At 31.1% G+C, this 22,330-nt stretch carries 22 protein-coding genes; 6 read left to right on the top strand and 16 right to left on the bottom strand.

The genetic code is table 11. The features are described 5' to 3' along the window. Nucleotides 1-4: 4 nt before the first annotated feature. Nucleotides 5-739: a DUF1266 domain-containing protein gene (locus OA93_RS14905; protein WP_039114186.1), complete on the bottom strand. Its 735-nt coding sequence runs from the start codon at nt 737-739 to the stop codon at nt 5-7. A gap of 119 nt (nt 740-858) precedes the next feature. After that, a complete protein-coding gene (locus OA93_RS14900; protein ID WP_039114185.1) occupies nt 859-1,365 on the bottom strand; it encodes a hypothetical protein in 507 nt (168 codons plus the stop codon). A gap of 382 nt (nt 1,366-1,747) precedes the next feature. Here OA93_RS14900 and OA93_RS14895 point away from each other — a divergent pair, with 382 nt between their 5' ends. Then, nucleotides 1,748-2,797 (top strand): serine hydrolase domain-containing protein, encoded by a 1,050-nt coding sequence (locus tag OA93_RS14895; RefSeq protein ID WP_039114184.1) that lies wholly within the window; start codon nt 1,748-1,750, stop codon nt 2,795-2,797. Nucleotides 2,798-2,916: 119 nt separating this feature from the next. On the opposite strand, the gene OA93_RS14890 is transcribed toward OA93_RS14895, so the two are convergent. The 8 genes from OA93_RS14890 to OA93_RS14855 form a co-directional block, all read right to left on the bottom strand. Further along, complete coding sequence (locus OA93_RS14890; RefSeq protein WP_039114183.1) at nt 2,917-3,474, bottom strand: YbhB/YbcL family Raf kinase inhibitor-like protein; 558 nt, start codon at nt 3,472-3,474, stop codon at nt 2,917-2,919. A gap of 91 nt (nt 3,475-3,565) precedes the next feature. After that, nucleotides 3,566-4,417 (bottom strand): AraC family transcriptional regulator, encoded by an 852-nt coding sequence (locus tag OA93_RS14885; RefSeq protein WP_082001827.1) that lies wholly within the window; start codon nt 4,415-4,417, stop codon nt 3,566-3,568. 19 nt (nt 4,418-4,436) lie between these two features. Beyond that, nucleotides 4,437-4,970: a hypothetical protein gene (locus OA93_RS14880; protein WP_039114182.1), complete on the bottom strand. Its 534-nt coding sequence runs from the start codon at nt 4,968-4,970 to the stop codon at nt 4,437-4,439. Continuing rightward, nucleotides 4,971-5,582, bottom strand: coding sequence for a hypothetical protein (locus OA93_RS14875; protein WP_039114181.1), 612 nt, complete (start codon nt 5,580-5,582; stop codon nt 4,971-4,973). Between the two features lie 38 nt (nt 5,583-5,620). Further along, nucleotides 5,621-6,070, bottom strand: coding sequence for a GNAT family N-acetyltransferase (locus tag OA93_RS14870; RefSeq protein WP_039114180.1), 450 nt, complete (start codon nt 6,068-6,070; stop codon nt 5,621-5,623). 30 nt (nt 6,071-6,100) lie between these two features. Then, nucleotides 6,101-6,745, bottom strand: coding sequence for a hypothetical protein (locus OA93_RS14865; protein WP_039114179.1), 645 nt, complete (start codon nt 6,743-6,745; stop codon nt 6,101-6,103). A 199-nt stretch (nt 6,746-6,944) separates the two neighbouring features. Further along, the gene (locus OA93_RS24155) at nt 6,945-8,276 is read right to left on the bottom strand and encodes a S41 family peptidase (protein ID WP_052259463.1); all 1,332 of its coding nucleotides are present in this window, start codon (nt 8,274-8,276) and stop codon (nt 6,945-6,947) included. 2 nt (nt 8,277-8,278) lie between these two features. Continuing rightward, on the bottom strand, nt 8,279-8,719 hold the full coding sequence (locus OA93_RS14855; RefSeq protein WP_039114177.1) for a MarR family transcriptional regulator: 441 nt from the start codon (nt 8,717-8,719) through the stop codon (nt 8,279-8,281). A 109-nt stretch (nt 8,720-8,828) separates the two neighbouring features. Here OA93_RS14855 and OA93_RS14850 point away from each other — a divergent pair, with 109 nt between their 5' ends. Next, on the top strand, nt 8,829-9,257 hold the full coding sequence (locus OA93_RS14850; RefSeq protein ID WP_039114176.1) for a PepSY-like domain-containing protein: 429 nt from the start codon (nt 8,829-8,831) through the stop codon (nt 9,255-9,257). Nucleotides 9,258-9,686: 429 nt separating this feature from the next. On the opposite strand, the gene OA93_RS14845 is transcribed toward OA93_RS14850, so the two are convergent. Together OA93_RS14845 and OA93_RS14840 are read right to left on the bottom strand one after the other, a co-directional pair. Then, nucleotides 9,687-11,021, bottom strand: coding sequence for an ATP-binding protein (locus OA93_RS14845; protein ID WP_039114175.1), 1,335 nt, complete (start codon nt 11,019-11,021; stop codon nt 9,687-9,689). A 164-nt stretch (nt 11,022-11,185) separates the two neighbouring features. Further along, nucleotides 11,186-12,532, bottom strand: coding sequence for a sigma-54 dependent transcriptional regulator (locus tag OA93_RS14840; RefSeq protein ID WP_039114174.1), 1,347 nt, complete (start codon nt 12,530-12,532; stop codon nt 11,186-11,188). 280 nt (nt 12,533-12,812) lie between these two features. On the opposite strand from OA93_RS14840, the gene OA93_RS14835 reads away from it, so the two are divergent. From OA93_RS14835 to OA93_RS14820, 4 genes are all read left to right on the top strand, one after another. Continuing rightward, entirely contained in the window at nt 12,813-13,526 is a 714-nt protein-coding gene (locus tag OA93_RS14835) for an ABC transporter ATP-binding protein (RefSeq protein WP_039114173.1), read from the top strand. 3 nt (nt 13,527-13,529) lie between these two features. Continuing rightward, the gene (locus tag OA93_RS14830; RefSeq protein ID WP_039114172.1) at nt 13,530-15,953 is read left to right on the top strand and encodes an ABC transporter permease; all 2,424 of its coding nucleotides are present in this window, start codon (nt 13,530-13,532) and stop codon (nt 15,951-15,953) included. Between the two features lies 1 nt (nt 15,954). After that, nucleotides 15,955-18,366 (top strand): ABC transporter permease, encoded by a 2,412-nt coding sequence (locus tag OA93_RS14825; protein ID WP_039114171.1) that lies wholly within the window; start codon nt 15,955-15,957, stop codon nt 18,364-18,366. A gap of 383 nt (nt 18,367-18,749) precedes the next feature. Continuing rightward, a complete protein-coding gene (locus OA93_RS14820) occupies nt 18,750-19,826 on the top strand; it encodes a serine hydrolase domain-containing protein (protein ID WP_052250024.1) in 1,077 nt (358 codons plus the stop codon). A gap of 250 nt (nt 19,827-20,076) precedes the next feature. Here the strand turns inward: OA93_RS14820 and OA93_RS14815 are convergent, their stop codons facing one another. Genes OA93_RS14815 through OA93_RS14800 form a run of 4 tightly spaced genes read right to left on the bottom strand, consistent with a single transcriptional unit; the run spans nt 20,077 to nt 21,830 of the window. Further along, a complete protein-coding gene (locus tag OA93_RS14815) occupies nt 20,077-20,634 on the bottom strand; it encodes a DUF4256 domain-containing protein (RefSeq protein ID WP_039114170.1) in 558 nt (185 codons plus the stop codon). 19 nt (nt 20,635-20,653) lie between these two features. Next, the gene (locus OA93_RS14810) at nt 20,654-21,031 is read right to left on the bottom strand and encodes a DoxX family protein (protein ID WP_039114169.1); all 378 of its coding nucleotides are present in this window, start codon (nt 21,029-21,031) and stop codon (nt 20,654-20,656) included. Between the two features lie 6 nt (nt 21,032-21,037). Then, on the bottom strand, nt 21,038-21,505 hold the full coding sequence (locus tag OA93_RS14805) for an SRPBCC domain-containing protein (protein WP_039114168.1): 468 nt from the start codon (nt 21,503-21,505) through the stop codon (nt 21,038-21,040). A 1-nt stretch (nt 21,506) separates the two neighbouring features. Then, nucleotides 21,507-21,830 (bottom strand): metalloregulator ArsR/SmtB family transcription factor, encoded by a 324-nt coding sequence (locus OA93_RS14800; protein ID WP_039114167.1) that lies wholly within the window; start codon nt 21,828-21,830, stop codon nt 21,507-21,509. Between the last annotated feature and the right edge of the window lie 500 nt (nt 21,831-22,330).

The raw sequence follows: 22,330 nt of genomic DNA, 5'->3' as shown, positions 1-22,330 counted from the left end.
GAGGTTATTTTATAAATGGGTATTTTGTATATATATCCACATCTTCAATTTTTCTTAATGATGGTCCTTTACTAGTAAGTATTTGTTTGCTTTCGACTATCAATTCATCCAAATCAAATCCTTGTATAGTTCTTCCTAATAAAAATGAAATGGTATAATCTGTCCAGTTTTCCCCTTTTTTAATTGCTATTTCAGATGCTTTTTTCATGATTTCCCAAGTTTCATTTTCGGTTAAATAACCTACCCAATAACACCATTTTGCTAATGATACTGCTCTGCAAATATCCCATGCATAAGCAGATTTTACCTTAGTGACACTATCCAGATCTAATCCTAAACCTTTTGAAATATCTTTCTGAATACTACTTAATTCTTTTGATGATTGCAAGAAAACAGGTTCGAACTCATTACTTCTCTGCAATGATAATAAATCATTCAAAGTTTCTTTGGCTTCAGCTTCGTTTGTTATTTCCCATTGAAGTTTTAAACCACCTATGTATTCATTTAAACTATTTTCAGGTTTAATACCAAGTATTTTTTCTCCTCTATAATAAAACAAAATTCCTCCAAAAGAAAGCAGTCTTTTTTGCTCATCAGTTAATGGTGTGTCGGAGTGATTGTTATTAAAGTCTTCTAAAAGTTTATTATTGCGTTTTTTCATAATGGTTTTTAGAAAAATCATGTATGCAATAAATAAAACGGCAATACCGCCAATAATAAAGTAAGTGTTTGTAGTCATAAAAATTTATAGTATTAATTATTTTGAGGTTAATAAATTCTGAGGTTAGTATTATAGTTGTAATCAAGGTTAATTAGTATTTAATACTAACTATCGTCTATGATGGTATTATGCGTTTTTTATATTTTTACTTTAGTTTTTAAAAAGGCTCCTTTCTCATCCTCATTCCACATATCATCCCCAATTAAAAAATAGTTGCCATTTTCTTTAATTATTCTGTTTTTAAAATCTTTATCTTCAGAAATAAAGGCCTTTGTTTTTGCAATTTTTCCCCACTTTTGATTATAAAAACTCCAAATAGAAATTTCATTCCACCAGCCTTCATGAGTTCTGGAAAATATTATGATTTCATTTCTATTATCGCTATTCAAATCATTTACTTTTTGAATATAAACACCTAAACTTTCAAAACTTAAGGGAGGAATTATTTTAGAAAACTCAATAGCTACTTGGTCAAGATTGTTATGATTTATGACACTTACAAAAGCGGTATCTTGGATTTTATCATTATTAACATCGCCAATAATAAACCGTTTAATTTCGGTTTTGGTTTCTCTTACTGTATTGTCTTTTTTTGTTTCGCATCCAAAACAAAATATCAGAAAAACAAAAAGGACAAATTTCATATTAGCATTAGTTTGTGTAAAATAATATACAACTTGATTTTAAGAAAAATCTTCGTTTTATTGGTGGCAAATATAATAAAAGAGTAATATAAAAACAGGATTTTTCGTGTTATTAAAAAGAAACTATATTTCATTAAGAATTTCTCAAGACTAAAGGCACAATAATCTTAAGCTTGTATTTAATGCATAAATATAAAAGCCGTGTAAAGTCAGTGATACTTGCGCAGCTTTATAAGAGATGTTTAAATAATGAGGAATTTTTAAAAACGATTAATTTTAACTAACTCCACATTTTATTCAACTATCTTTTTTATGGTTTGAGTTGATTGATTTTTTTTTATGGAATAATATTAAATTCTATTATATTTATTAAAAATTATATATGAAAATAGTTAAAAGCAATAGAATTATACTCCTCATTGCCTTATTAGTAACTTGTGGTAATTGTTACAGTCAATCTTCTCAAAAAACGACTAATCTAGATAGTCTATTTCAAAAAGCGCATAAGTTAAAAGCTTTTAACGGAAACGTTTTAATTGCTCAAAAGGGAAAAATAATATACGAAAAAGCCTTTGGTCAAGCCGATGCAAGTAATACAACTCCATTAAACACAAAATATCGCTTTCATATTGGTTCAATTGCAAAAGAGTTTAACGCTATTGGAATTATGATGCTTAAAGAGCAAGGAAAATTAAAACTGGACGATTCAATTTCTAAATTTCTACCCGAACTTCCTTCTTGGGCAAATAAAATTAAAATTATTCATTTACTGCAATATACAAGCGGTCTTCCTCAAATAAAATGGAATGAAGTTAATCAGGATTCTGATAATATGATGTTACTGAAAAAAACTTTGATTCTTGATTTTGAGCCAGGAACGAAGTATGATTATAACAACAATAATGTATTTCTGCAGAGAAGAATCATAGAAAGAATCACCAATATGACTTTCAATTCTTTTGTAATAAAAAAGATCCTAGAACCTATTGGTATAAAAAATGGGCTTGTTGATCCTGATGAAAAAGAGAAACTTTTTGCAATATCATTTAATAATAAAGGAAAACAAGATGCCATTAAATACAATATTTCGGGCTGGACAGCACTAAATTTAAAGGATTTTTATAAATGGTCTGAAGCAATTAATTCGTTTAAAATTATTAATCCAGAATCTACACTTGAGCTTTTTATCCCGTTTTCTAAAGGAAATCAAACGGGACTTGGAGAAGGAAGTATAGAAGATGGCAAAGTTACAAGTCATATACATGATGGAGCTGCTTTTAATTACCAAGCTTTACTGGTTAGTAATCAAAATTTCACGATTATTTTAATGACTAATAACAAACAAAATAATTTAGATGAAATAAGCGATTCAATACAATCTATCCTTGAGGAGAAGCCTTACAATCAAATTAAAAAAACGATTGTTAATTGATCTTTTTAAGCGTGATTTGTAAGCTGTCGTGTTGATTTACTAAAGAATATAAAAAAGCTTCGAAAAGTCAAAGATATTTTCGAAGCTTCTTTTAAAAGTATTAGAAGAGCAGGAGAAAGTTATTTCTTTTCTCTTTGATAATACGTTACAATACTTGCCTTGGCAATAGTATTTGCCCATAGATTGTAACCAACAACAGCAGGATTTGTATTGGAGTCTAAACCTAGTTTATCGGTTTTTAAAGCATATACGGTTATTATATATTGATGAAAACCGTGATTTTCGGGAGGACAAGGACCGCCATATCCTGCCACACCATAATTGGTTACACCTTGAATTGCTCCTTTTGGGGTAAGATTTAAAGTTACGTTTCCTGCATTTGTAACTAATTCGGTAATGTTCGCCGGAATATCAAATATTACCCAATGCCACCATCCGCTACCAGTTGGTGCATCAGGATCATACATGGTTATGGCAAAACTTTTAGTGCCTTCTGGTGCATTTGCCCAAGATAATTGTGGAGATTGGTTTTTACCCGTACATCCAAAACCTCCAAATTCTTCGGTTTTTGTGGCTTGTCCGCCTAAATCTTTACTACTTAAAGTAAATGTCTTTTGGGCGAAAATCGTACTTGTAGTAAATAGTAAACCAAGCAATGCTAAACTAATCTTTTTCATTTTTTAATTCTTTAAAATTATAGACTACAAAGATATTTTGCAAGGGAGGTTTAGGGATGTTCTAAGAAGTTCTAAAAGTGTTTCCAGAAGTTCATTTTTCTAACTGGAACTGTTTAGGGGTAGTATTGTATTTGGTTTTAAAGGCTTGTGTAAAACTAGATAAACTTTCAAATCCTATTTCATAATAAATATCAACAGGGCGTTTCTTTTTGGTACTTAATAAGTAAGCAGAGTACTCCAATCTTTTTTCTTGAAACCATTTTCTTGGGCTTGTTTGATACTGTTGTTCAAAGTTTCTCTTGAAAGTAGAAATACTCATATTGCATAAAAAAGCAAGCTCCTGAATGGTTAAATTATTAAGTTTATTACTTTCTATTACATCTGTAAAGCGCCTGTTTTGGCTGTCTTGGGCGAGTATATTATTTAAAAATCCAGTACCGTTTTTGTATAATAAATAGGTTAATATTTCCTCAAGTTTGGTTTGCAATAAGCTATCTCGTAGAGAATGATCGTATGTCTTTATTTGGATTAAACTCTTTACAAAATGATGAACATAATCATCGTATTGGAATATTTCATAAGGTTTGGAACTAGGATCAGTAGTTTTTGAAACATTGTTTTTTTGCAATAATTTTAGAAGGATATCATCATTAAAAAATAGCAATACACTACGATATACATTGGTATCCGAAAGGTTTTCGGTCATTAAGCAATTTCCTGATTTTATCAATAAGAACGAATCATTATTAATAATAGTTGCCTTATCTTTTGTAATGAATTCTTTAGTTCCTTCAAGTAAAAAGCTTAAAACATTTGTATTGAGCATTACCTTATTCTTGATAGAAGAACTGGTCACACTATAATCAAAAAGTTGTATCTCACTTTTGGAATCTATATTTAAGTCAGTAGGAAGATTATGAATATTCATTGTGTTGTTTACCATTAACGAAGATATATTATAATTACCAACTTACTCGTGTAATTATTACAGATTTATTATCATTTAAAAAGCCAACCGAATAATACTTTCCTGTATATATTTCTTTAATATATTCAGCTGAATATTTTTTGTCACCTTTTCTTTTTTCTATATAATCAAGTTCTTTAGCAGACATTTTGCTTTCCTTTTTAATGAAGCCTTTCTTTTTTATATTTGCTTCAAGTTTTTTTATATCAGTTACGCTAAACTCAACTAAAAACGAAGAAGTATAATCCCCAAATAGATCAGGATATGAAGCGGTTTTGTATATTATTTCTCCCTTTTCAGGAAATTCCATTTCTGTAACTTCTTTAAAATCTTCTTTGTAGAAATCAGAATCTGGATAAAACGCATCGTATATAAAATATCCCGTAATAATTATCGGGATAAGTGCTAATAGCCTGTATTTTTTGTTAAGTCCTTTTTTCTTAATCCATTTATAGATGAAATAAGAAACACAAATTGGGATTCCAATTAATAAAAGGAGAACGATAATAAATAAAATTAATAATTGCATTTAGTTTTTTATCGTATTTCTTATTTGTTTAAATGTAAAAAATAACATCAAAATATAGGCGATTATTGGTAAATAAAACTTTTTAGTGATTTCTATAATTTCTTGCCATTCTATTTTGAAATTTTTTTCGTCAATTGGGATTATCCTACGGAAATCCCCACAAACACGAAAGATAGTTTTCTTTTTTTCTCCTCTTGAATAAGCAAACCAAATATCATTTTTATATGGAACATAAAATTTGGCATTTTGGGTTTCTAGAATTTCAAGAACCTTAATAAAGCTCCAATATTCAGATTTATCTTCAAAATGAAATTTTATTCCATTTATAGAATCTTTAGTCGCAATAAGTTCTTTAATTCTTTTTTCAGCTGCATTTAGTTTCGCTTTATCGGAAGTTGAATTTCCTGTTAGGTTAACAGCAGTAAATTTTTTTGAATTTATAATAGGAACAATTTCTTCTTTATAATTTTCTTCATTCCAAGGTTCTAATTTTATAGAATTATAACTTGTAAAAGCATCATTCTTTTTTAAATATAGAATGCATAAAATAGGAAGTAACATGATACTAATTAAACCTGCCGAATAATAAATTTTGCTATTGCGTTTCTGCATATTTTAAATAGAATTGGATAATATTATATATTTATTTTTTAATCTTTTTTATACACATTAGGATTAAAAAGTTCCATGTATATTTCTGGTTTTGGCAATTTAGTAAAACCGTATTTTTCATAAAGCCAATCGGCTGTGGAGGTCAATAAGATCCAACGTCTTAATCCTTGTAAACTTGGGTGTCCCATTACAACTTCCATTAGTTTTTTAGAAAGCCCTTGTCCTCGATAATCATCTAAAACATAAATATCGCCTAAATAGGCAATAGTCGAAAAATCTGAAATTACTCTTGCAAAACCTATTTGTTTGTCTTTATAAAATAGTCCAAAGTTTAGCGAATTGTCTATAGAAGTTTTTACGTTATCAAAAGGAATATCGTTACTCCAACCTGAATGTTTTGATAAAAAATCATGAATGGCAACAATGTCTAATTTAGCTTTATCAGTCGTAATAAAAAAATCTCCAAAAGAGTGTTCAGTTATTTTCATTTTTGGTTTTCTATTTTAGTATTGAAGGTATTATTTTGCTATTTTTCTAACCTCAGGATTAACAAGTTTAGGGTCAATTTTATCAGTTATTTCAATGTATTTTCTTAAACTATCTTTTTGCATTATGTAAGCATAAGAACTTGCTAATTGTCCGTATGCTCTACCATTTTTCGGGTCAATTTTCACTGCCTTTTTCAAGCTTTCAATTGCCAGGTTTAGATATTTGATATCTTTTGTTTTAAGGAACATTTGACTATAACTTGTTGCTATACATTCGTAAACAGGAGCATTATTGGGATCTAATTCTATCGATTTTTTTAGATATTTGATAGATTCTTCAAATTTATTTTTTTTGCCCAATAAGTTTCCAAATCCCCAATATACTTGCGGGTTTGTATTGTCTAAAAGCCAAGCCTGATTAAATCTTTTCATAGCAGTATCATTATCATCTTTATAGAAATATTCCCAAGCTTTAGAAACATATAATTCGGCTGCTTTTTCTCTGCTCTTAAATTGTTTTTCGGACTGCAAAAGAAACTCTTTGTCTGATTGAATTTGCTGTTCGCACTTCTTTACTTCTCCATACATAGGTAATAAGTTTATCCCTTGCGGACAGTCGTTTTGTGATTGACAACTAATTTGGATTAACATTATTAGAAATAATACCTTCTTCATTTTGCTTTATATATTGATTTAGTTTGTTGATTTTTAAAACCATAATAAGATATTTAGTATCTAACTTAATACTTTATTAAGCGCTAATATAAAACTAATTTTATTAAGATTAATACGTTATTTAAGACTAACTCTATATAATGTAAAAGCCTCCAAAATCACTGATTTTGGAGGCTTTTATTTTTATTAAATTGTAGTTTTAATCTTTTTTGTAAACTCTTTCTTGTCCATCCTGAAAAACTCTTTTTATTCCTGTTACAGATTTATTTTCAGAAATAATTTTGATGCGAAAATCATCTATACCATCAATTAAAAATAAATCTTGTTCCAGAGGAGTAAGTAATAAAGTGACGATATTATTCCATTTGTAATATAAGCTATTATCTTCAAATACTATTTCGGCTTTCCCGTATTTACCTTGATATGATTTTAAAATTGCACTATCAACATGTGCCGGTTTTTGTCTGTTCTTTATGATAGGAACAAACCAATCGAGGTTGTTTAAAGAATCTTTATTTTTAGAAGATAGTTTTTGTAAGGCTATCAAATGCGATGTATTCAGTGCCTCTTCACTTTTGCATAAAACATCTGGCATAACACCTTTACCTTCAAAATCCGTATTTGTAATAGGATCTTTTACTTCTCCAAAAGGGATATTTACAGAAAAACCATGAGCCAAAACTTTTCGATCGATAGGGTGGGCGCCACCAGCTGTTTTTTCGCCTATAATTGTAACACGTTTTAAATTTTGGAGCGAATAACTCATCCATTCCGCTGCAGAAAAAGTAGCACCGCTTGTTAAAATATAAACATCGATATCATCCAGACGTTTACCAGGAACAGATGGTAATAACCACATTTCTCGCTCCAATTTTTTTCTGCCTTTCTCGTAATAATAGTATTTATAAAGAGGTAATTCTTTGTTAGAGTACAGATAACTACTAATAAATTGTCCCATCTCCATCGCTCCGCCATTATTTTTGCGCAAATCTATAATTAGAGCGTCTGTATTGCTTAAAATTCGCATCATTGCAGCTGCAGTTTCGCTTCCTATTGCAGGATCTTCAAAATAATTAAATTCTAAATAGCCAATATTTCCTTCCAGAATTCGCGCTTGTTGAAACCCAAAGTTCTTCTTTTTAGCTTCAGCTAATTCTTCCGCTTTTATTTTTTTAAATGTTTCTTTATCAGTGTCTTTTAGCATACTTTCTGCCCATTCAGGATCAAACATTACTCTAAAATGTAAATCTTTGCTAATATCTATAAGATTCGAGGAGAGTTTAGAGGCAAATTCATTTGGATTTGAGATGTCCTTATACATTCCTTGCTTATAATTCTCATTCAGCTTTTTCTTTATCTCACCAATAGCATTTGGTCTGATATAGAATTCTTCGAGTTGTTTGGTTAACGAATCGATAATTTGTTTTTTATTTAATTCGGTAAGGTTTATTTCTTCTTTTGCAGTTGGATTTTTTTGAGAAAACGTGCAAACGGAGAATAGTAGCAATGCTAAAGTTACAATGTGTTTCATTTTTAGGAAGTTTTACAGTTTGAAATTATTTTATGTAGAATTTTGTCAAGGAATTCAATTTCGTCAGTAGATAAACCGTCTAGAGCAGTATTGCGATTTAGCTTAAAAACAGGAGTTAATAGAACAATTGTTTTTTGTCCTTTTTCAGTTATTACAAGTTTGGATTTTCTTTTATCTAGTTCATTTGTTTCCCTCGTTAAATAATCTTTTTTAACCATTAATTCTATTATTCGGGTTACCGAAGCATTATCCTTAAAGATTAATTTGGCCATTTCTATCTGAGAAATAGTGACGTTATCGTTTAAGATAATTAGTACCAAACATTGATCGACTGTAATATCATCTACAATCTTCTGGATGTTTTTTTGGCAAATTTTCCTGTATTCTTTAATTGTCTGTTCTATTGTATAAAGTACAGTTCTAGTTGGAGTTTTCTGCTTCATGTTTACTGATTTATATTTGAAAGTATTTGATATATCAAATATAATTATTTATTTCAATATTGGTTATTATTTTTATTAAATTAGTTATGATTTTGTAAATGAGTGAATTATGAAAAGTAAAATGATTTTTGCCGCATTAATACTAGGTTCTGTATTATCGGCTAGTGCACAAAAGAGAATTACAATTACTGAATTACCGAAAGCATCACAGGAATTTCTGCAAAAATATTTTAGCCATTCAACAGTAGAGATTGTCAAAAAAGATGCTGAACATGGCGAAAAAGGGTATGAGGTAATACTTAAAGATGGTACCGAGATAGAATTCTGGAAAGATGGTTCTTATCGTGAAGTAGATGGAGGGAACAAACCAATTCCTACCGAGTTTATTGCCGCATCAATTAAAGAGTATGTTGCCAAGAATTATCCAAACGAAAAAATTACTCATATCGATTACGGACATAAAGATGTTGATGTGGATTTAACAAACAAAATCGATTTGGAATTTACTAAGGATGGGAAAATTATAAAAGGGAAATAGAGTTTTTTTTAAGGTGCTAAGATTCTAAGGTTCTAAGTTGCAAAGGTTCAAAGATTAATTAGTTTATGTGTAAATCTTTGTACACTTTGCAGTTAGCTTTTCCATTGTATCTCTCAATCTTGTCATTCCGATGAAAGAGGAATCTTCGTGAGTAACTCGACATAGTTTTGAAAGTTATTTAAAGAAATTAACTTTATTTCTTTACTAATGTTCGATTAAGATTGTGATAATACATTTCGTTCCAACGGTTGAAACCGTTGGCAATGTTTATAATATGTTATTTGTACTTGCGATCCGTTGTAAAGGTATTAGTTTGATTTTATTCAGGAACTTTATCATATATAGTTACATATACAGGTATTTTTACCTTACGATTTATAGTACTAATGATTTAGTGTTCGTTTACTAATAAAAAAGTTTTAAAGATAATTAATCCTCTACCAAACAAAGTTCAAAAGTAGTTTTACCATTTTCATTTTTATGAGCGAGATAACCTCCATGGGCTTCTACAATACTTTTGGACAAGGTTAATCCAATTCCTGCACCTTCTTGGCGGGTAGTAAAAAACGGCAAGAATATCTTGTTTTCTATTTCTTTTTCGATGCCTTTTCCGGTATCGGTAATTCGTATAAAAGTTCGGTTTTCTTTGGCTTCAGCCGAAATAATAATTTGTTTGTTTAAAGAATCTTCGAGTGCATAAATACAATTTGTTAGAAGATTAATCAGTACTTGTTCCATCTGCTGAGAATCAACATTTATCTTGCGATTTAAAGCGATTGTATTTATAACTTCTATTTGATTTTTTTGAAACAACGGAGCCATAACCTGAAGACTATTTTCTACCCAATACTGCAATTCTATCTTTTCTTTTTTAGGAGAGGGCAACATGGCTAACTTGCGATATCCTTCGATAAATTTTTGCAAATGGTCGCTTCTTCTTAGCATTGTTCCCACGCTATTTTTAATGTCTTCCAGGTCTTCGGTCGACATGGTGTCCTGATCGACCAAATCTTGTAGGTTTTGGCAAATAGAACGAATAGGAGTGATGGAGTTTAAAAGTTCATGAGAAATCACTTTCATTAAATTTCCCCAAGCTTCTTTCTCTTTTTTCTCTACCACATTTTGAATCGAATCTAGTAAGACAATAAAATAATCTAAATCGCATATTTCTGTTCTGGAAGTCTGCATGACAAAGGTTTGCACGTTTTCCTGATTCACACGAATTTCTAGTGATGTTTTAATTTCCTGAAAATCCTGATCTTCGATAACTTCGCACAAAGTTGGTAAATGGTTCTTTAGATATTTCCATTTAGAAATTTTAGGCACATCAAAATATTTGGAGAAATAGTCATTCATCAAAAAAATGTTCCATTCATCGCCATCTTTTTGCAGAATAAAAATTCCGGTTTCGATATTATTCAATATAGAGCGATATATAATATCTCTTGAAACTTGTTCTTTTTGGTTGTTTTTTAGAGTATCATATAAAGTGAATAAATCATCATAATTTTTGTTGAATTTATGTTTAGAAAAATCCGAACTAAAATCATTTTGCAATATCGATGCAATAGTTTTATTATAAAGTAAAACGAAATTACGAACATAAAAATACATTTCGCGTACAAGGAAAAAAACGATGAACAAGCTAAATATAGCAGTAAAAATCAATTCCTTTTTAAAGAAGTAAATAGCGATTTCTACACCAGATAAAATAAGTAGTAATCTCAGAAAAAGAAGATTGTATATTTTTAATGATTTAAACATAGTAGATAGTAATGTATTATTCGTTAAACTGGTTTCTGTCACAGATTAATCACATTCAAAACTTTGCGACCTTTGCGTAAACCTTTGCGTTCTTTGCGGTAAAATTTTTAGCCACAGATTAAAAGGATTAAAAAGATTGTATACTTTGCGGTTAATTTCAAAACTTATGGATTAATATTGTATTTCTCTAAACGTCGGTATAATGAGCCTCTTGATAATCCTAGTTCTTCAGCTGTTTTACTTATATTATTATTGTTCTTGAGTAATGCTTTTTCGACGGTAGCTTTTTCGACTGTGGAAAGCTGAATATCATCCGGATTTTCGTCATAAGTTGTTATTTCGTTTAAATCCAAATCAGAAACCGTAATGAGATTGTTTTCGCAAAGGATAACAGCGCGTTCTATTTTGTTTTCCATTTCACGGATATTACCTTTCCAAGCGTGCTTTTCGATTTGTTCGAATACTTTTTTGTCAAAAGTAATTTCGTCTCTTCCGTATTTAACAATCATTTTTTCTAAAAGATATTCTGCCAGAGGAATTTTGTCTTCGTTTCGTTCTCGCAACGGCGGTAACACTATCTCCATCGTATTAATACGATAATACAAGTCTTCTCTAAAGGTTTTATCCTCAACCTCTAGTTTAAGATTTAAGTTGGTTGCCGTTATGATACGTACATTAAGAGGTCTTGCTTTTGTTTCTCCTAATCGGGTTACGGTTTTGGTTTGTATAACCTGCAAGAGTTTAGATTGTAAATGCAGCGGAACATTTCCTATTTCGTCTAAGAAAATAGTTCCGTTCTGCGCCATTTCAAAACGTCCGGGAGTATCAATTTTAGCATCGGTAAAAGCACCTTTGGCATAGCCAAATAATTCGCTTTCGAATATATTAGAGTTTAAAGATCCCAAATCGACTGCGATAAATGGACTGTTTTTTCTTTCGGATTGTGTGTAAATATGATGTGCTAAAACAAATTTACCAGTTCCGTTTTCGCCCAGAATCAAAACATTAGCATCGGTTTTTGCCACTTTATCTGCCAATGAATATGCTTTTTTTATAATCTCTGAATTGCCAATAAAGAAATCTTCTGCAGGTTCGTGGTCTTTCAGTTTCTTTTGGTCTTTACGAGATTTATCTACTGCTTGTTTTACAGATTCTAGTAGTTTTTTATTTTCCCATGGTTTTAAGATATAATCAAAAGCACCCGATTTTAAACCTTCTACAGCCGTTTCGACTTTACCAAAAGCGGTCATTAGGATAACAACTGTTTTTGGCGAAAGCGTTTTTATCTCTTTTAATAAATATAAACCTTCTTTTCCGTCCTCAAAACCTATTCTATAATTCATATCGAGCAAAACTACATCGATGGTGTTTTTTGCCAATAATTCGACGATATTTTTTGGATTATTGAGCGTATAAATGTTCTCAAAATACTTTTTTAAGTACACTTTTGATGCAAAAAGGATGTCTTCCTGGTCATCTATAATCAATATTGAGGCATTTGTCTTTTTCATTCTTGTTCGGTTTTGGACGAAAGGTGTCCAATAATGGACACTTTTAAATTTGGCTTTAAATAAAAACTTAAAAATAAGCCAGTTACATATTTTTAATTTTTGGCATGAAAATCACTTTAAGACTAGTAAATCATCAAGTATGAGAATCATTATTGCTAGTAAATGTAACAAAAATAGATATTTATAGATTATGTTATCAATTATCTTAATTTAGGATCTGTTTTTTACTTCAGCGATACAATTCTTAGACAGAAAAACAAACATCAAAAATCAAATTATTATGATCAAAATTGAAATGCTTTCTAAAATATTTAGAACTGAAGAAGTAGAGACAAAAGCTTTAAGCGAAATTTCATTAACGGTAAACGAAGGCGATTTTATATCGATCATGGGACCATCTGGAAGTGGGAAATCGACTTTATTAAATATCATCGGATTATTAGACAGTGCTTCTGGCGGAAGTTATGAATTGTTAGGACAGGAAATGGTTGGACTAAAAGAGAAATTTGTATCGAAAGCCAGAAAAGAAAACATTGGATTCATTTTTCAGAATTTTAATTTAATTGATGAATTATCAGTTTATGATAATATCGAATTGCCATTAATTTACAACAATGTTCCATCATCAGAAAGAAAGAAAAAAGTAGAGAATATTGCAACTATATTAGGTATTTCTCATCGTTTAAAACATTATCCACAACAACTTTCGGGAGGACAACAACAACGTGTGGCTGTTGCCAGAGCTTTAATTAATGACCCTAAAATTATTCTTGCCGATGAGCCTACAGGAAATCTGGACAGTAAAAACGGCAATGAAGTAATGGAATTATTAACGGATCTTCATGCTAGTGGTTCTACAATTTTAATGGTTACACACTCTGATTATGATGCTTCATTTTCGCAGAGAACCATTTTAATGAAAGATGGTATTATTCTTTCGGAAAAAAAGAATAATCGAAATGTAGATGTTTTAGTAAGTAACTCAATAAACTAAATCATGCTAAAGAACTGGATCAACGTATTTATTTATCACATCAAAAACAATAAGCTTTTTACGGCTTTGAATGTTTTGGGCTTGGGTATTGGAATTGCAGGTTTAATTTTTGCGATTTTATATTGGAACGACGAACAGAGTTATGACCAATGGAATCCTAATAAAGAAAATGTCTTTTTAGTTGCTAATCAAATGGATGCAACTACCTATTGGGCTTCGAGTTCATCACCAATAGGATCTGCGATACAGGCTGTAAGTCCTGAAGTAGAATCGTACTGTTATTTAAGCGGAAGTTATGATAATGAGATACTGTATTTTAATAATAAAAAAGTTCAATCTGACAAGGTTGTCGTAGCACAAAAAAACTTTTTTGAATATTTCCCTTATGAGTTTATAGAGGGGAATCAAAAAGCTGCATTACCAGATGTAAACAGTATTTGTTTATCGCAAGACCTGGCTATTACCCTTTTTGGAAACGAAACGGCTCTGGGTAAAAAAGTAGTTTTACAGAAAAAAGTTCTGATTGTAAGAGGTGTTTATAAGCTGGATAAAAAATCAGTATATAATCCTTCTTGTGTGGTCAATTTTATGGATGCAAGAATAAAAGAAACGATTCAGCAATGGGGTAATTTTCAATTTGTTCTGTTGTTAAAATTAAAAAATCCGAATGACCAAAAACGAGTGACTCAAAATCTTCAAAAAATATATTTTGAGAATATGACAGCTCGTTATGCAAAGGATCAAGGTATTAAAATTGAAGAATTTATTAAGAAATTTGGCGAAGTAAAACCCCTTTTAGAACCCTTATCATCTATTCGTTTACATTCAAAAACTGGTAGTTTAATAGAAGCAAAAGGTAATCTTCAATTTTTACTTATTATGGTTGGGTTATCGGTTTTGATCCTACTGTTATCTATTGTAAATTATGTTAATTCGGCAACGGCAAATGCTATAAAAAGGGCTAAAGAAGTTGGAGTTCGCAAAATTATCGGAGCTTCGAAACTCTCTATAATTCAACAATTTATTTTTGAAACTGCTATCATTTCGTTGTTTTCAATTTTAATAGCATTGGTTATTGTCGAGATTTCTTTACCGTATTACAATGCTTTTTTAGAAAAATCTCTCGTTTTACAAACGGGACAGTTTTACTCGCAGCTTGTTGTTATATTTTTTGTAACCGTTGTCGTGGCAGGAATATTTCCAGCTATTTATGTTGCTAATTTTGAACCGCTAAAGGTTTTAAAAGGAAACTTTGGGCGAAGTAAAAACGGTATCTGGCTTAGAAACGGTATGCTGATATTTCAATTTGCGGTAGCAACTTTCTTTATTATTGGATCTTATATTGTGTATGAGCAAATAGAGCTTATGAATTCAAAAGATTTGGGTTTTAACGGAAAACAAATTCTTAATATCTCTTACAGAAATATTTACGGGGAAGCAATAACTGAAAAAGAACAATTTGCCCGATACAACAGTATTAAAAACCAATTGCAACATATAAAGGGAGTACAACAAGTTGCAGGAGGAGGCTTTGTTTTTGGGAGTGGGGCAAAATCTGTAATATCATATCATTATAAAGATAAAAATATTGATGGTAGTAATATGCCAATAGATTTTGGACTGTTGGAAATGATGAAAATAAAAATTGTAAAAGGGCGCTATTTGAGTCCGAAATTTGCGCAGGACACCATTACTTCGATGCTAATTAATGAAACTGCCCTAAAATTATTAAATGAAAAAAATCCGATAGGTAAAAAACTAAACTGGAACGGAAATGATGCTATTATTGTTGGGGTTGTAAAAGATTTTAATATCGGAAATCCGGGAGATCCAATACCTCCAATGTCCTTTTTCCATTTTAAAACTGTACCCTGGTTTCCTGGACTTTTGAATAATATTTATATTACAGCCGATCCTAAAACTATGCAGCAAACCATAGCTGATATAGAAAACCTTTGGACAAAAAAAGTAGATACTGAATATCCGTTTTCATACGATTTTGTAGATAAAGAATATAAAAGATCTTATAGTAATTATGTGAAGCAAAAGAATCTTTTCACTTTGTTGAATGTCATTGTTATTATAATTGCACTTTTTGGGTTATTTGCTCTCGCATCGTACTCTATTGAGCGTCGTATGAAGGAAATTGCTATTCGAAAAACACTTGGTGCCGATACAAATGTTTTATTAAAAGAACTTTGTAAGCAATATGTTGTTTTTAGTATAATAGGTTTTTTAATCGCTTTATTTCCAGTGTATTATTTCCTCAACAAATGGTTGGATAATTTTGCTTACAGAATTAGCATTTCTGTTTATCCTTTTATAATCGGATTTACTGTCTTACTGGTATTAACATTATTAGTTGTACTTACAAGAGCTTATCAGGCAACCAAAATAGATGTTCTAAAATACCTTAAATACGAATAAGATGCTAAAGAACTGGATCAACATATTTATTTATCACATAAAAACCAACAGGCTTTTTACGGCTTTAAATGTTTTAGGATTGAGTATTGGAATTGCTGGATTAATTTTCGCGATTCTGTATTGGAACGAGGAACATTCTTATGATCAGTGGAATCCCGAAAAGGACAAAGTATACTCGGTTATGAATGATATAGGAGGAGGTAACATCTGGTCGGTAAATCCTACGACGACTGCTCCAATGCTAAAAATAATGTCGACAGCGCTGGATAGTTATTGTTATACCCAATGTCTATATACTAAAGAAACGGTAGCCTATAAAGGGAAGCGAGAATTATTAGATAAAATCTATACGGCTCAAAGTAATTTTTTCACTTTTTTTCCTTACGAATTTATTCATGGTAACGGAAAAACGGCTCTTAAGGATCTTAATAGTATTGCTTTATCAGAGGAAACTGCTTCTCGATTATTTGGAAACGAAAACCCGATGGACAAGCAAGTAAGGTATTTGGATAAAATATTTATGGTTCGTGGTGTATATCGTTTAAATCATAAATCGTCTGTAATGCCAGATTTGGTTACTACTTTGATAGAAGAAGATTTAGAAAAGGATAAAGGAAAATGGAGTTATAATTATGGATTGATGCTTAAGCTCAAGAAGCAAAGTGACACAACTTCGATTAGAAAAGATTTGGATGCCATTTTTATAGATAATAATTTAAAAGTTTCAGCAAGGGAAGAAGGTGTATCGGTTGCGGAATATGTAAAGATGTATGGCGAACCTGTTAAAGCCAGTTTACTTTCCTTACCCAATACCAGATTATATTCGGGAAATTGTCCTTTTCCAGAAGGTAGCGGCAATTTGTTATTCTTACGAATATTGATGGGTTTATCTGTGCTTATCTTATTACTGTCTATTGTAAATTATATCAATTTGGCTACAGCCAATGCAGTAAAAAGAGCCAAAGAAGTAGGAGTAAGGAAGATTGTTGGAGCTGGAAAAAAGCAAATTATAGCACAGTTTGTATTTGAAACGGCGTTAATTACACTTTTCTCAGTTTTATTGGCATTGGTAATGGTAGAACTTTCGTTGCCTTTTTATAATTCGTTTTTAAGCAAAGAACTTGTGCTAAATGGAGCTCAATTTTATGTTCAGTTAATACTTATTTTCGTAATTGTAATTTTAGTTGCTGGAGTTCTGCCTGCTATATACGTGTCTAATTTTGAACCATTAAAAGTTTTAAAAGGGAATTTTTCTCGTAGTAAAAGCGGAATTTGGCTGCGAAATGGTATGCTGGTTTTACAATTTGCTATAGCTACTTTTTTTATCATTGGTTCATTTATAGTGTACCAACAGGTAAAATATATGAACGAAAAGGATTTAGGGTTTAGCGGAGCTCAAATTATCGATGTGATTTTTAAACCTAAGCAAGGCAAAAGTCAATTTGAAAGATACAAACTAATTAAGCAGCAAGCAATGAAGATTAAAGGTGTTGAGGCTATTTCTGCAGGGTTGTTTTCTATTGGTAGCAATGAGAATTCCTGGGATAGTTTTTCTTATAAAAACAATAAAGGAATCTTAATCCAGCGTATGGGAGTCGATTTTGGAGTATTGGATATGTTGGGAATCAAAATTGTAAAAGGGAGATATTTAAATGAAAAGTTTTCTTCAGATACAATTTCGAACGTTTTGGTAAACGAAGCGGCTGTTAAGACAATGCAAGAAAAAAATCCGATAGATAAAGTAATTAATTGGCTAGGTAAAGATTATAAAGTTGTAGGCGTTGTAAAGGACTTTAATTACTTTGGACTTGAGAATGAAATAAGTCCGATGATTTTTGTACACTTAACAGCAAGTGCTATTAATAAAGAAAATTTACATAATGTTTCTTTTAAAATTGCTCCGCAAGATATGGCTAAAACAATTGCTGATCTGGATAAGTTTTGGAGATCAAAAGTTGATGCAGAATATCCTTTTGAATATAATTTTGTAGATAAGAATTTTGCCAGAAACTATAAAAAGTATGAAAACCAAAGAGATTTATTTTCCTTATTAAATGCAATTGTTATTCTTATCGCCGTATTTGGATTATTTGCTTTGGCTTCTTTTTCTATGGAACGTAGATTACGCGAAATTGCTATCAGGAAAACACTAGGAGCAGAGACTAATGTTTTACTCAAAGAATTATCTAAACAATATGTAATCTTCTGTGTAATAGGATTTATAATAGGGATTATTCCAGCGTATTTCTTATTGCAACAATGGCTTGACTATTTTGCTTTTAGAATAAACATTCAGATATTTCCGTTTGTAGTTGCCTTTTTGTCTTTATTGTTTTTAACACTAACTATTGTTTTGGCAAAAGCATATCAGGTTACTAAAATTGATGTTTTGAGGTACTTGAAATATGAGTAGTTTTTGAGGTTCAAAGAGACAAAGAGACAAAGGTTCAAAGGTTCAAAGATACTGAGTCGCAAAGGTTTTCCGTAGAGACGCACCGCAGTGCGTCTTCATAATATGATTCCACAAAGATGGTGACACTATTGAGATTTCGGAAAAAAAGATTGAGTATATACTCTATTTTATAAAATAGTTTCACAGTGTTACGCATAATTTAGGACGCGGATGACACAGATTCACTATCGTGAAAACGCGGAAAAAGACGGATTTCTTAAAATAACAGTTAAAAAAAAATCAGTCCCGACGCTTCGGGATCGCGTCTTTACGAAGTAAATCCGTTTGATCCGCGTTCCAATTTCTTGAATTTAAATAAAGAATAATATAAATAAAAAAAGCTAATGCAACAATTAATTAAGCTATTTGCTTCGGCAGCAATAATGCTATCATTTACTATCTGTACAGCACAAAAAAGCACGAAATCAATAGTAAATACTCAAATAGATCAATACATAGCCCAAGTGCAAGAAAGGTCTGGAATTCCTGGTATTTCTCTTGCAGTTATTAAAAACGGTAAGATAATCCATAGAAATAATTACGGAAAAGCAAATATTGAACACAATATAGCTGTATCTGATAAATCTATTTTTAGACTATATTCTTTAACAAAGCCAATTATTGTGACTGGAGTTTTTCAGCTTATTGAACAAGGTAAATTATCTCTGGAAGATTCAGTTTCAACATATATTCATAATCTCCCAAGTTCTTGGAATGCTGTACAAATCAAAAATTTACTAACACAATCTTCTGGACTTCCTGATATTGTTGCGTATGAAAAACTAGAGGAAAGTGTAGCCAAAGAGAAAGTTTTTGCCGATTCTCTTCATTTTAAAAAAGGAGAAAAATTTGAGTATAATCAAACTAATTTTTGGCTTCTTCAAAAAGTTATTGAAATAGTAAGCAAGCAAGATATTGAAACGTTTATAACAGTAAATCAGTTTGAAGGAAAGGAATCTAAAAAAAGTGTTTTTTTCTCTACAGATTCAAGAGATATTATCCTTAATAGAGTAACACCTTATTTTTATTATGCTACGGGTAAAATGCAGCTAGATCTTCCTAATAACGGAAGTTATCTTAATAGTTGTAATGGTATCAATATTACAATGGACGCATTTATTACTTGGGATAAAAAATTCAGCAGTAATAAACTTATCAATGATACCTCAAAAAAGAAAATGTGGGAAGCATTTCCATATACAAAACCTGATACAAAATTTACTTTTGGATGGGATGAACAAATAATTAATGGACATCTATCATACGGCTTTTCAGGCGGCCGAATAACTGCTTATAGAAATTTCCCTAAAGATAATTTAAGTATCATTTTTTTAGCAAATGGTTTGGGTGGTGATTTTAATGTAGATAATATAGTTAATCAGATTGCATATCTAGTAGATAATGATATTTTCAGGAACTAAGGTTCAGAGATGCAAAGGTTCAAAGACTCAAAGTTTTTTAAGATTGAGTATAAAACCTGTACAATAGAGTATATACTCGATTAATTCTCTTGTTGCGCATAAAACAGGACGCGGATGAGACGGATTTACTTTGTAAAGACGCAGATAAAAACGGATTTTTTTCTTTTTCTTATTTTTAAAAAATCCGTCTTTTTCCGCGTTTTCGCGATAGCGAATCCGTTTCATCCGCGTCCAAACTTTTTAGATGGGGTTATACTCTAAGCGAGCTACGGAATCCTCTTACGGCATAGTAAGAATCGGCACCGTTATGATATATAAAAATTGTATTATAGCGAAAATCGGCAAAGATGGCACCACCGAGTTTTCTTATCTCCGCTGGGGTTTGTATCCAGCTGGATGTTTTTGTATCAAATTTTCCTAGTTTATGTAATTCCCGATACTCTTCTTCGTTTAAGATAGTAACACCCATAGTTGTCGCCATATTAATTGCACTATTTTTTGGCTTATGTTCTTTTCTTGCTTCTAGTGCTACATGGTCGTAACAAATGCTTCTGCGACCTTTTGGGGTTTCGGCTGAGCAATCGTAAAATATGTATTCGTCGGTGCTTTTATCATGTCTTACAACATCGGGTTCGCCGCCAGTTTCTTCCATTTCATTAAGCGACCACATTTTTAGCGGATTGGCTTTTATTTTGGTTTCTATTTTTGCCCAATCAAGACCTTCATGTCTATTTTTATTTTTTTCAAAACGAGTTTTTAATGTGGCTATTAATTCTTCTTGTTGTTTTGGGGATATTTCTTTTTTCATTTTATTTCTGGATTATATATTAAACTAAAATGGTTTTTCTGTCAGTTGGTCTGTAATACCAAGATATAATAGTTAAAACTAATAATAATATAGGCCCAAAATATTCTTTGGCTCCATCACCGCTGGCAAAATGAGAAAATACAGCACCCGACATTGCAAAAAAGAAACCTGCATATGCCCATTCTTTTAATAACGGAAATTTAGGGATAAGAATTGCTATTACGCCTAGTATTTTCCAAACCCCTAGTATGGTCAAAAAATACTGCGGATAACCTAAATGTGCCATCATATCAGCCTCTTCCTTTATTTTTAATATTTGTACAATTCCAGTCGATAGCATTCCTAATGCTAGCCATAGTGTAGCAATCCAATAGATAATTTTATTTGTCTTTGTCATAATATGTTATTTTAGTTTGTTAGCAATGTCTTGTAATCGGTTGTGAGCCATATTTAAGCCTTGGGCAAAAGGTAGTTTTAGCATTTGGTCTCTAAGTTCGACCGATTTATATATGATATGTATGTTTAGTTTGCTGGTATTGTCTGTAAGTTTTTCAAATTCTAAGAATTCAAGCTGTACAGCAAATGGAGTATTTTCCATTTCAAATGTTCGTGTAATTCTTTGGTTCGGAACAAAATCATGTATTGTACCATTGGCTTGAAATACTATATTTCCGTTGGTATCACTAGTTTGATATTGCCAACTGCCGTGTTTTTTGTTTTCGAGTTTCAGTACTTTCGTTCCCATCCATTGTGCTACAATTTCAGGTTCAGCGTAGGCTTTAAAAAGTAATTCCAGAGGCAAATCAAATTCTCGTGTAATTACTATTTCCTGTTTGCCATTTTCGGCATCGATTTTTGTTTTTTTCTCCATGTTAGATAATGTCTTTATAGTTTTTCATTATTGTTTCTAATTTATTAAATCGGTCTTCCCACATTTGGCGGAATGGCTCAATAAAGTCGGATACGTCTTTCATCTTCTTTGGATTAAGGTGATAATAAATTTCTCTTCCGTTTTGTGCTTGTTTCAGTAATTCACACTCTGTGAGTATTTGTATGTGTTTAGAAATAGTTTGTCTCGATGAATCAAAATTTGCTGCTATTGCACCAGGAGTCATCGCCTGTATTGCAACTAGACTTAATATTGCCCTGCGAGTAGGGTCGGCTATTGCCTGAAATACATCTCTACGAATTTCCATTTTGCAGTTATTTGACTGCTAATATAGCGCAGTTATTTGACTGCGCAAAATTTTTTCTGATATTTTTTCAGTTAATTGTTTGATTACTAAAGATAATAAGTGCTTTTTGGTTGATTTTTCTGCCACAGATTCCACAGATTAAATGGATTTAAAACAAAATTCAGGTAAGTTCTTCTCTGTAAATTCTTGTATCGGTGAAACAGCTTTGAGGACTTTACGTATCCTAATACACGTATTATCACCCATGAATTTCGAGCTACTCATAAAGTTGTTGTTATAGAGGAAAAGAAAAAAAATAAACCAAACCTCGTCAGAAATGGCGAGGTTTTTTATGGTTTAAAGCTGAATCAAATCCGATATTCTTTAATCCTGTGCTTGTTTTTTTGATGAAGGCTTAATTATACGATGATATAAAAAAACGAAATAATTGACAGATTTATCCTGTATATGCTTGATATAAAGGATAATAACATGGCAATGTTAGAACATTAAAACGAAAT

This window comes from Flavobacterium sp. KMS, from assembly GCF_000813005.1.
Lineage (GTDB): Bacteria > Bacteroidota > Bacteroidia > Flavobacteriales > Flavobacteriaceae > Flavobacterium.
The sequence above is the reverse complement of the archived record's forward strand: the minus strand, read 5'-3'. Positions and strand labels throughout refer to the sequence as shown.

Coding starts and splice junctions, on each gene's coding strand:
- OA93_RS14815 (WP_039114170.1), bottom strand. CDS start 20,634: ATGAAAAAAGAAATATCCCCAAAACAACAAGAAGAATTAATAGCCACA.
- OA93_RS14820 (WP_052250024.1), top strand. CDS start 18,750: ATGCAACAATTAATTAAGCTATTTGCTTCGGCAGCAATAATGCTATCA.
- OA93_RS24155 (WP_052259463.1), bottom strand. CDS start 8,276: ATGAAACACATTGTAACTTTAGCATTGCTACTATTCTCCGTTTGCACG.
- OA93_RS14850 (WP_039114176.1), top strand. CDS start 8,829: ATGAAAAGTAAAATGATTTTTGCCGCATTAATACTAGGTTCTGTATTA.
- OA93_RS14845 (WP_039114175.1), bottom strand. CDS start 11,021: ATGTTTAAATCATTAAAAATATACAATCTTCTTTTTCTGAGATTACTA.
- OA93_RS14805 (WP_039114168.1), bottom strand. CDS start 21,505: ATGGAGAAAAAAACAAAAATCGATGCCGAAAATGGCAAACAGGAAATA.
- OA93_RS14840 (WP_039114174.1), bottom strand. CDS start 12,532: ATGAAAAAGACAAATGCCTCAATATTGATTATAGATGACCAGGAAGAC.
- OA93_RS14825 (WP_039114171.1), top strand. CDS start 15,955: ATGCTAAAGAACTGGATCAACATATTTATTTATCACATAAAAACCAAC.
- OA93_RS14875 (WP_039114181.1), bottom strand. CDS start 5,582: ATGCAGAAACGCAATAGCAAAATTTATTATTCGGCAGGTTTAATTAGT.
- OA93_RS14885 (WP_082001827.1), bottom strand. CDS start 4,417: ATGGTAAACAACACAATGAATATTCATAATCTTCCTACTGACTTAAAT.
- OA93_RS14865 (WP_039114179.1), bottom strand. CDS start 6,745: ATGAAGAAGGTATTATTTCTAATAATGTTAATCCAAATTAGTTGTCAA.
- OA93_RS14855 (WP_039114177.1), bottom strand. CDS start 8,719: ATGAAGCAGAAAACTCCAACTAGAACTGTACTTTATACAATAGAACAG.
- OA93_RS14895 (WP_039114184.1), top strand. CDS start 1,748: ATGAAAATAGTTAAAAGCAATAGAATTATACTCCTCATTGCCTTATTA.
- OA93_RS14835 (WP_039114173.1), top strand. CDS start 12,813: ATGATCAAAATTGAAATGCTTTCTAAAATATTTAGAACTGAAGAAGTA.
- OA93_RS14890 (WP_039114183.1), bottom strand. CDS start 3,474: ATGAAAAAGATTAGTTTAGCATTGCTTGGTTTACTATTTACTACAAGT.
- OA93_RS14800 (WP_039114167.1), bottom strand. CDS start 21,830: ATGGAAATTCGTAGAGATGTATTTCAGGCAATAGCCGACCCTACTCGC.
- OA93_RS14870 (WP_039114180.1), bottom strand. CDS start 6,070: ATGAAAATAACTGAACACTCTTTTGGAGATTTTTTTATTACGACTGAT.
- OA93_RS14900 (WP_039114185.1), bottom strand. CDS start 1,365: ATGAAATTTGTCCTTTTTGTTTTTCTGATATTTTGTTTTGGATGCGAA.
- OA93_RS14810 (WP_039114169.1), bottom strand. CDS start 21,031: ATGACAAAGACAAATAAAATTATCTATTGGATTGCTACACTATGGCTA.
- OA93_RS14880 (WP_039114182.1), bottom strand. CDS start 4,970: ATGCAATTATTAATTTTATTTATTATCGTTCTCCTTTTATTAATTGGA.
- OA93_RS14905 (WP_039114186.1), bottom strand. CDS start 739: ATGACTACAAACACTTACTTTATTATTGGCGGTATTGCCGTTTTATTT.
- OA93_RS14830 (WP_039114172.1), top strand. CDS start 13,530: ATGCTAAAGAACTGGATCAACGTATTTATTTATCACATCAAAAACAAT.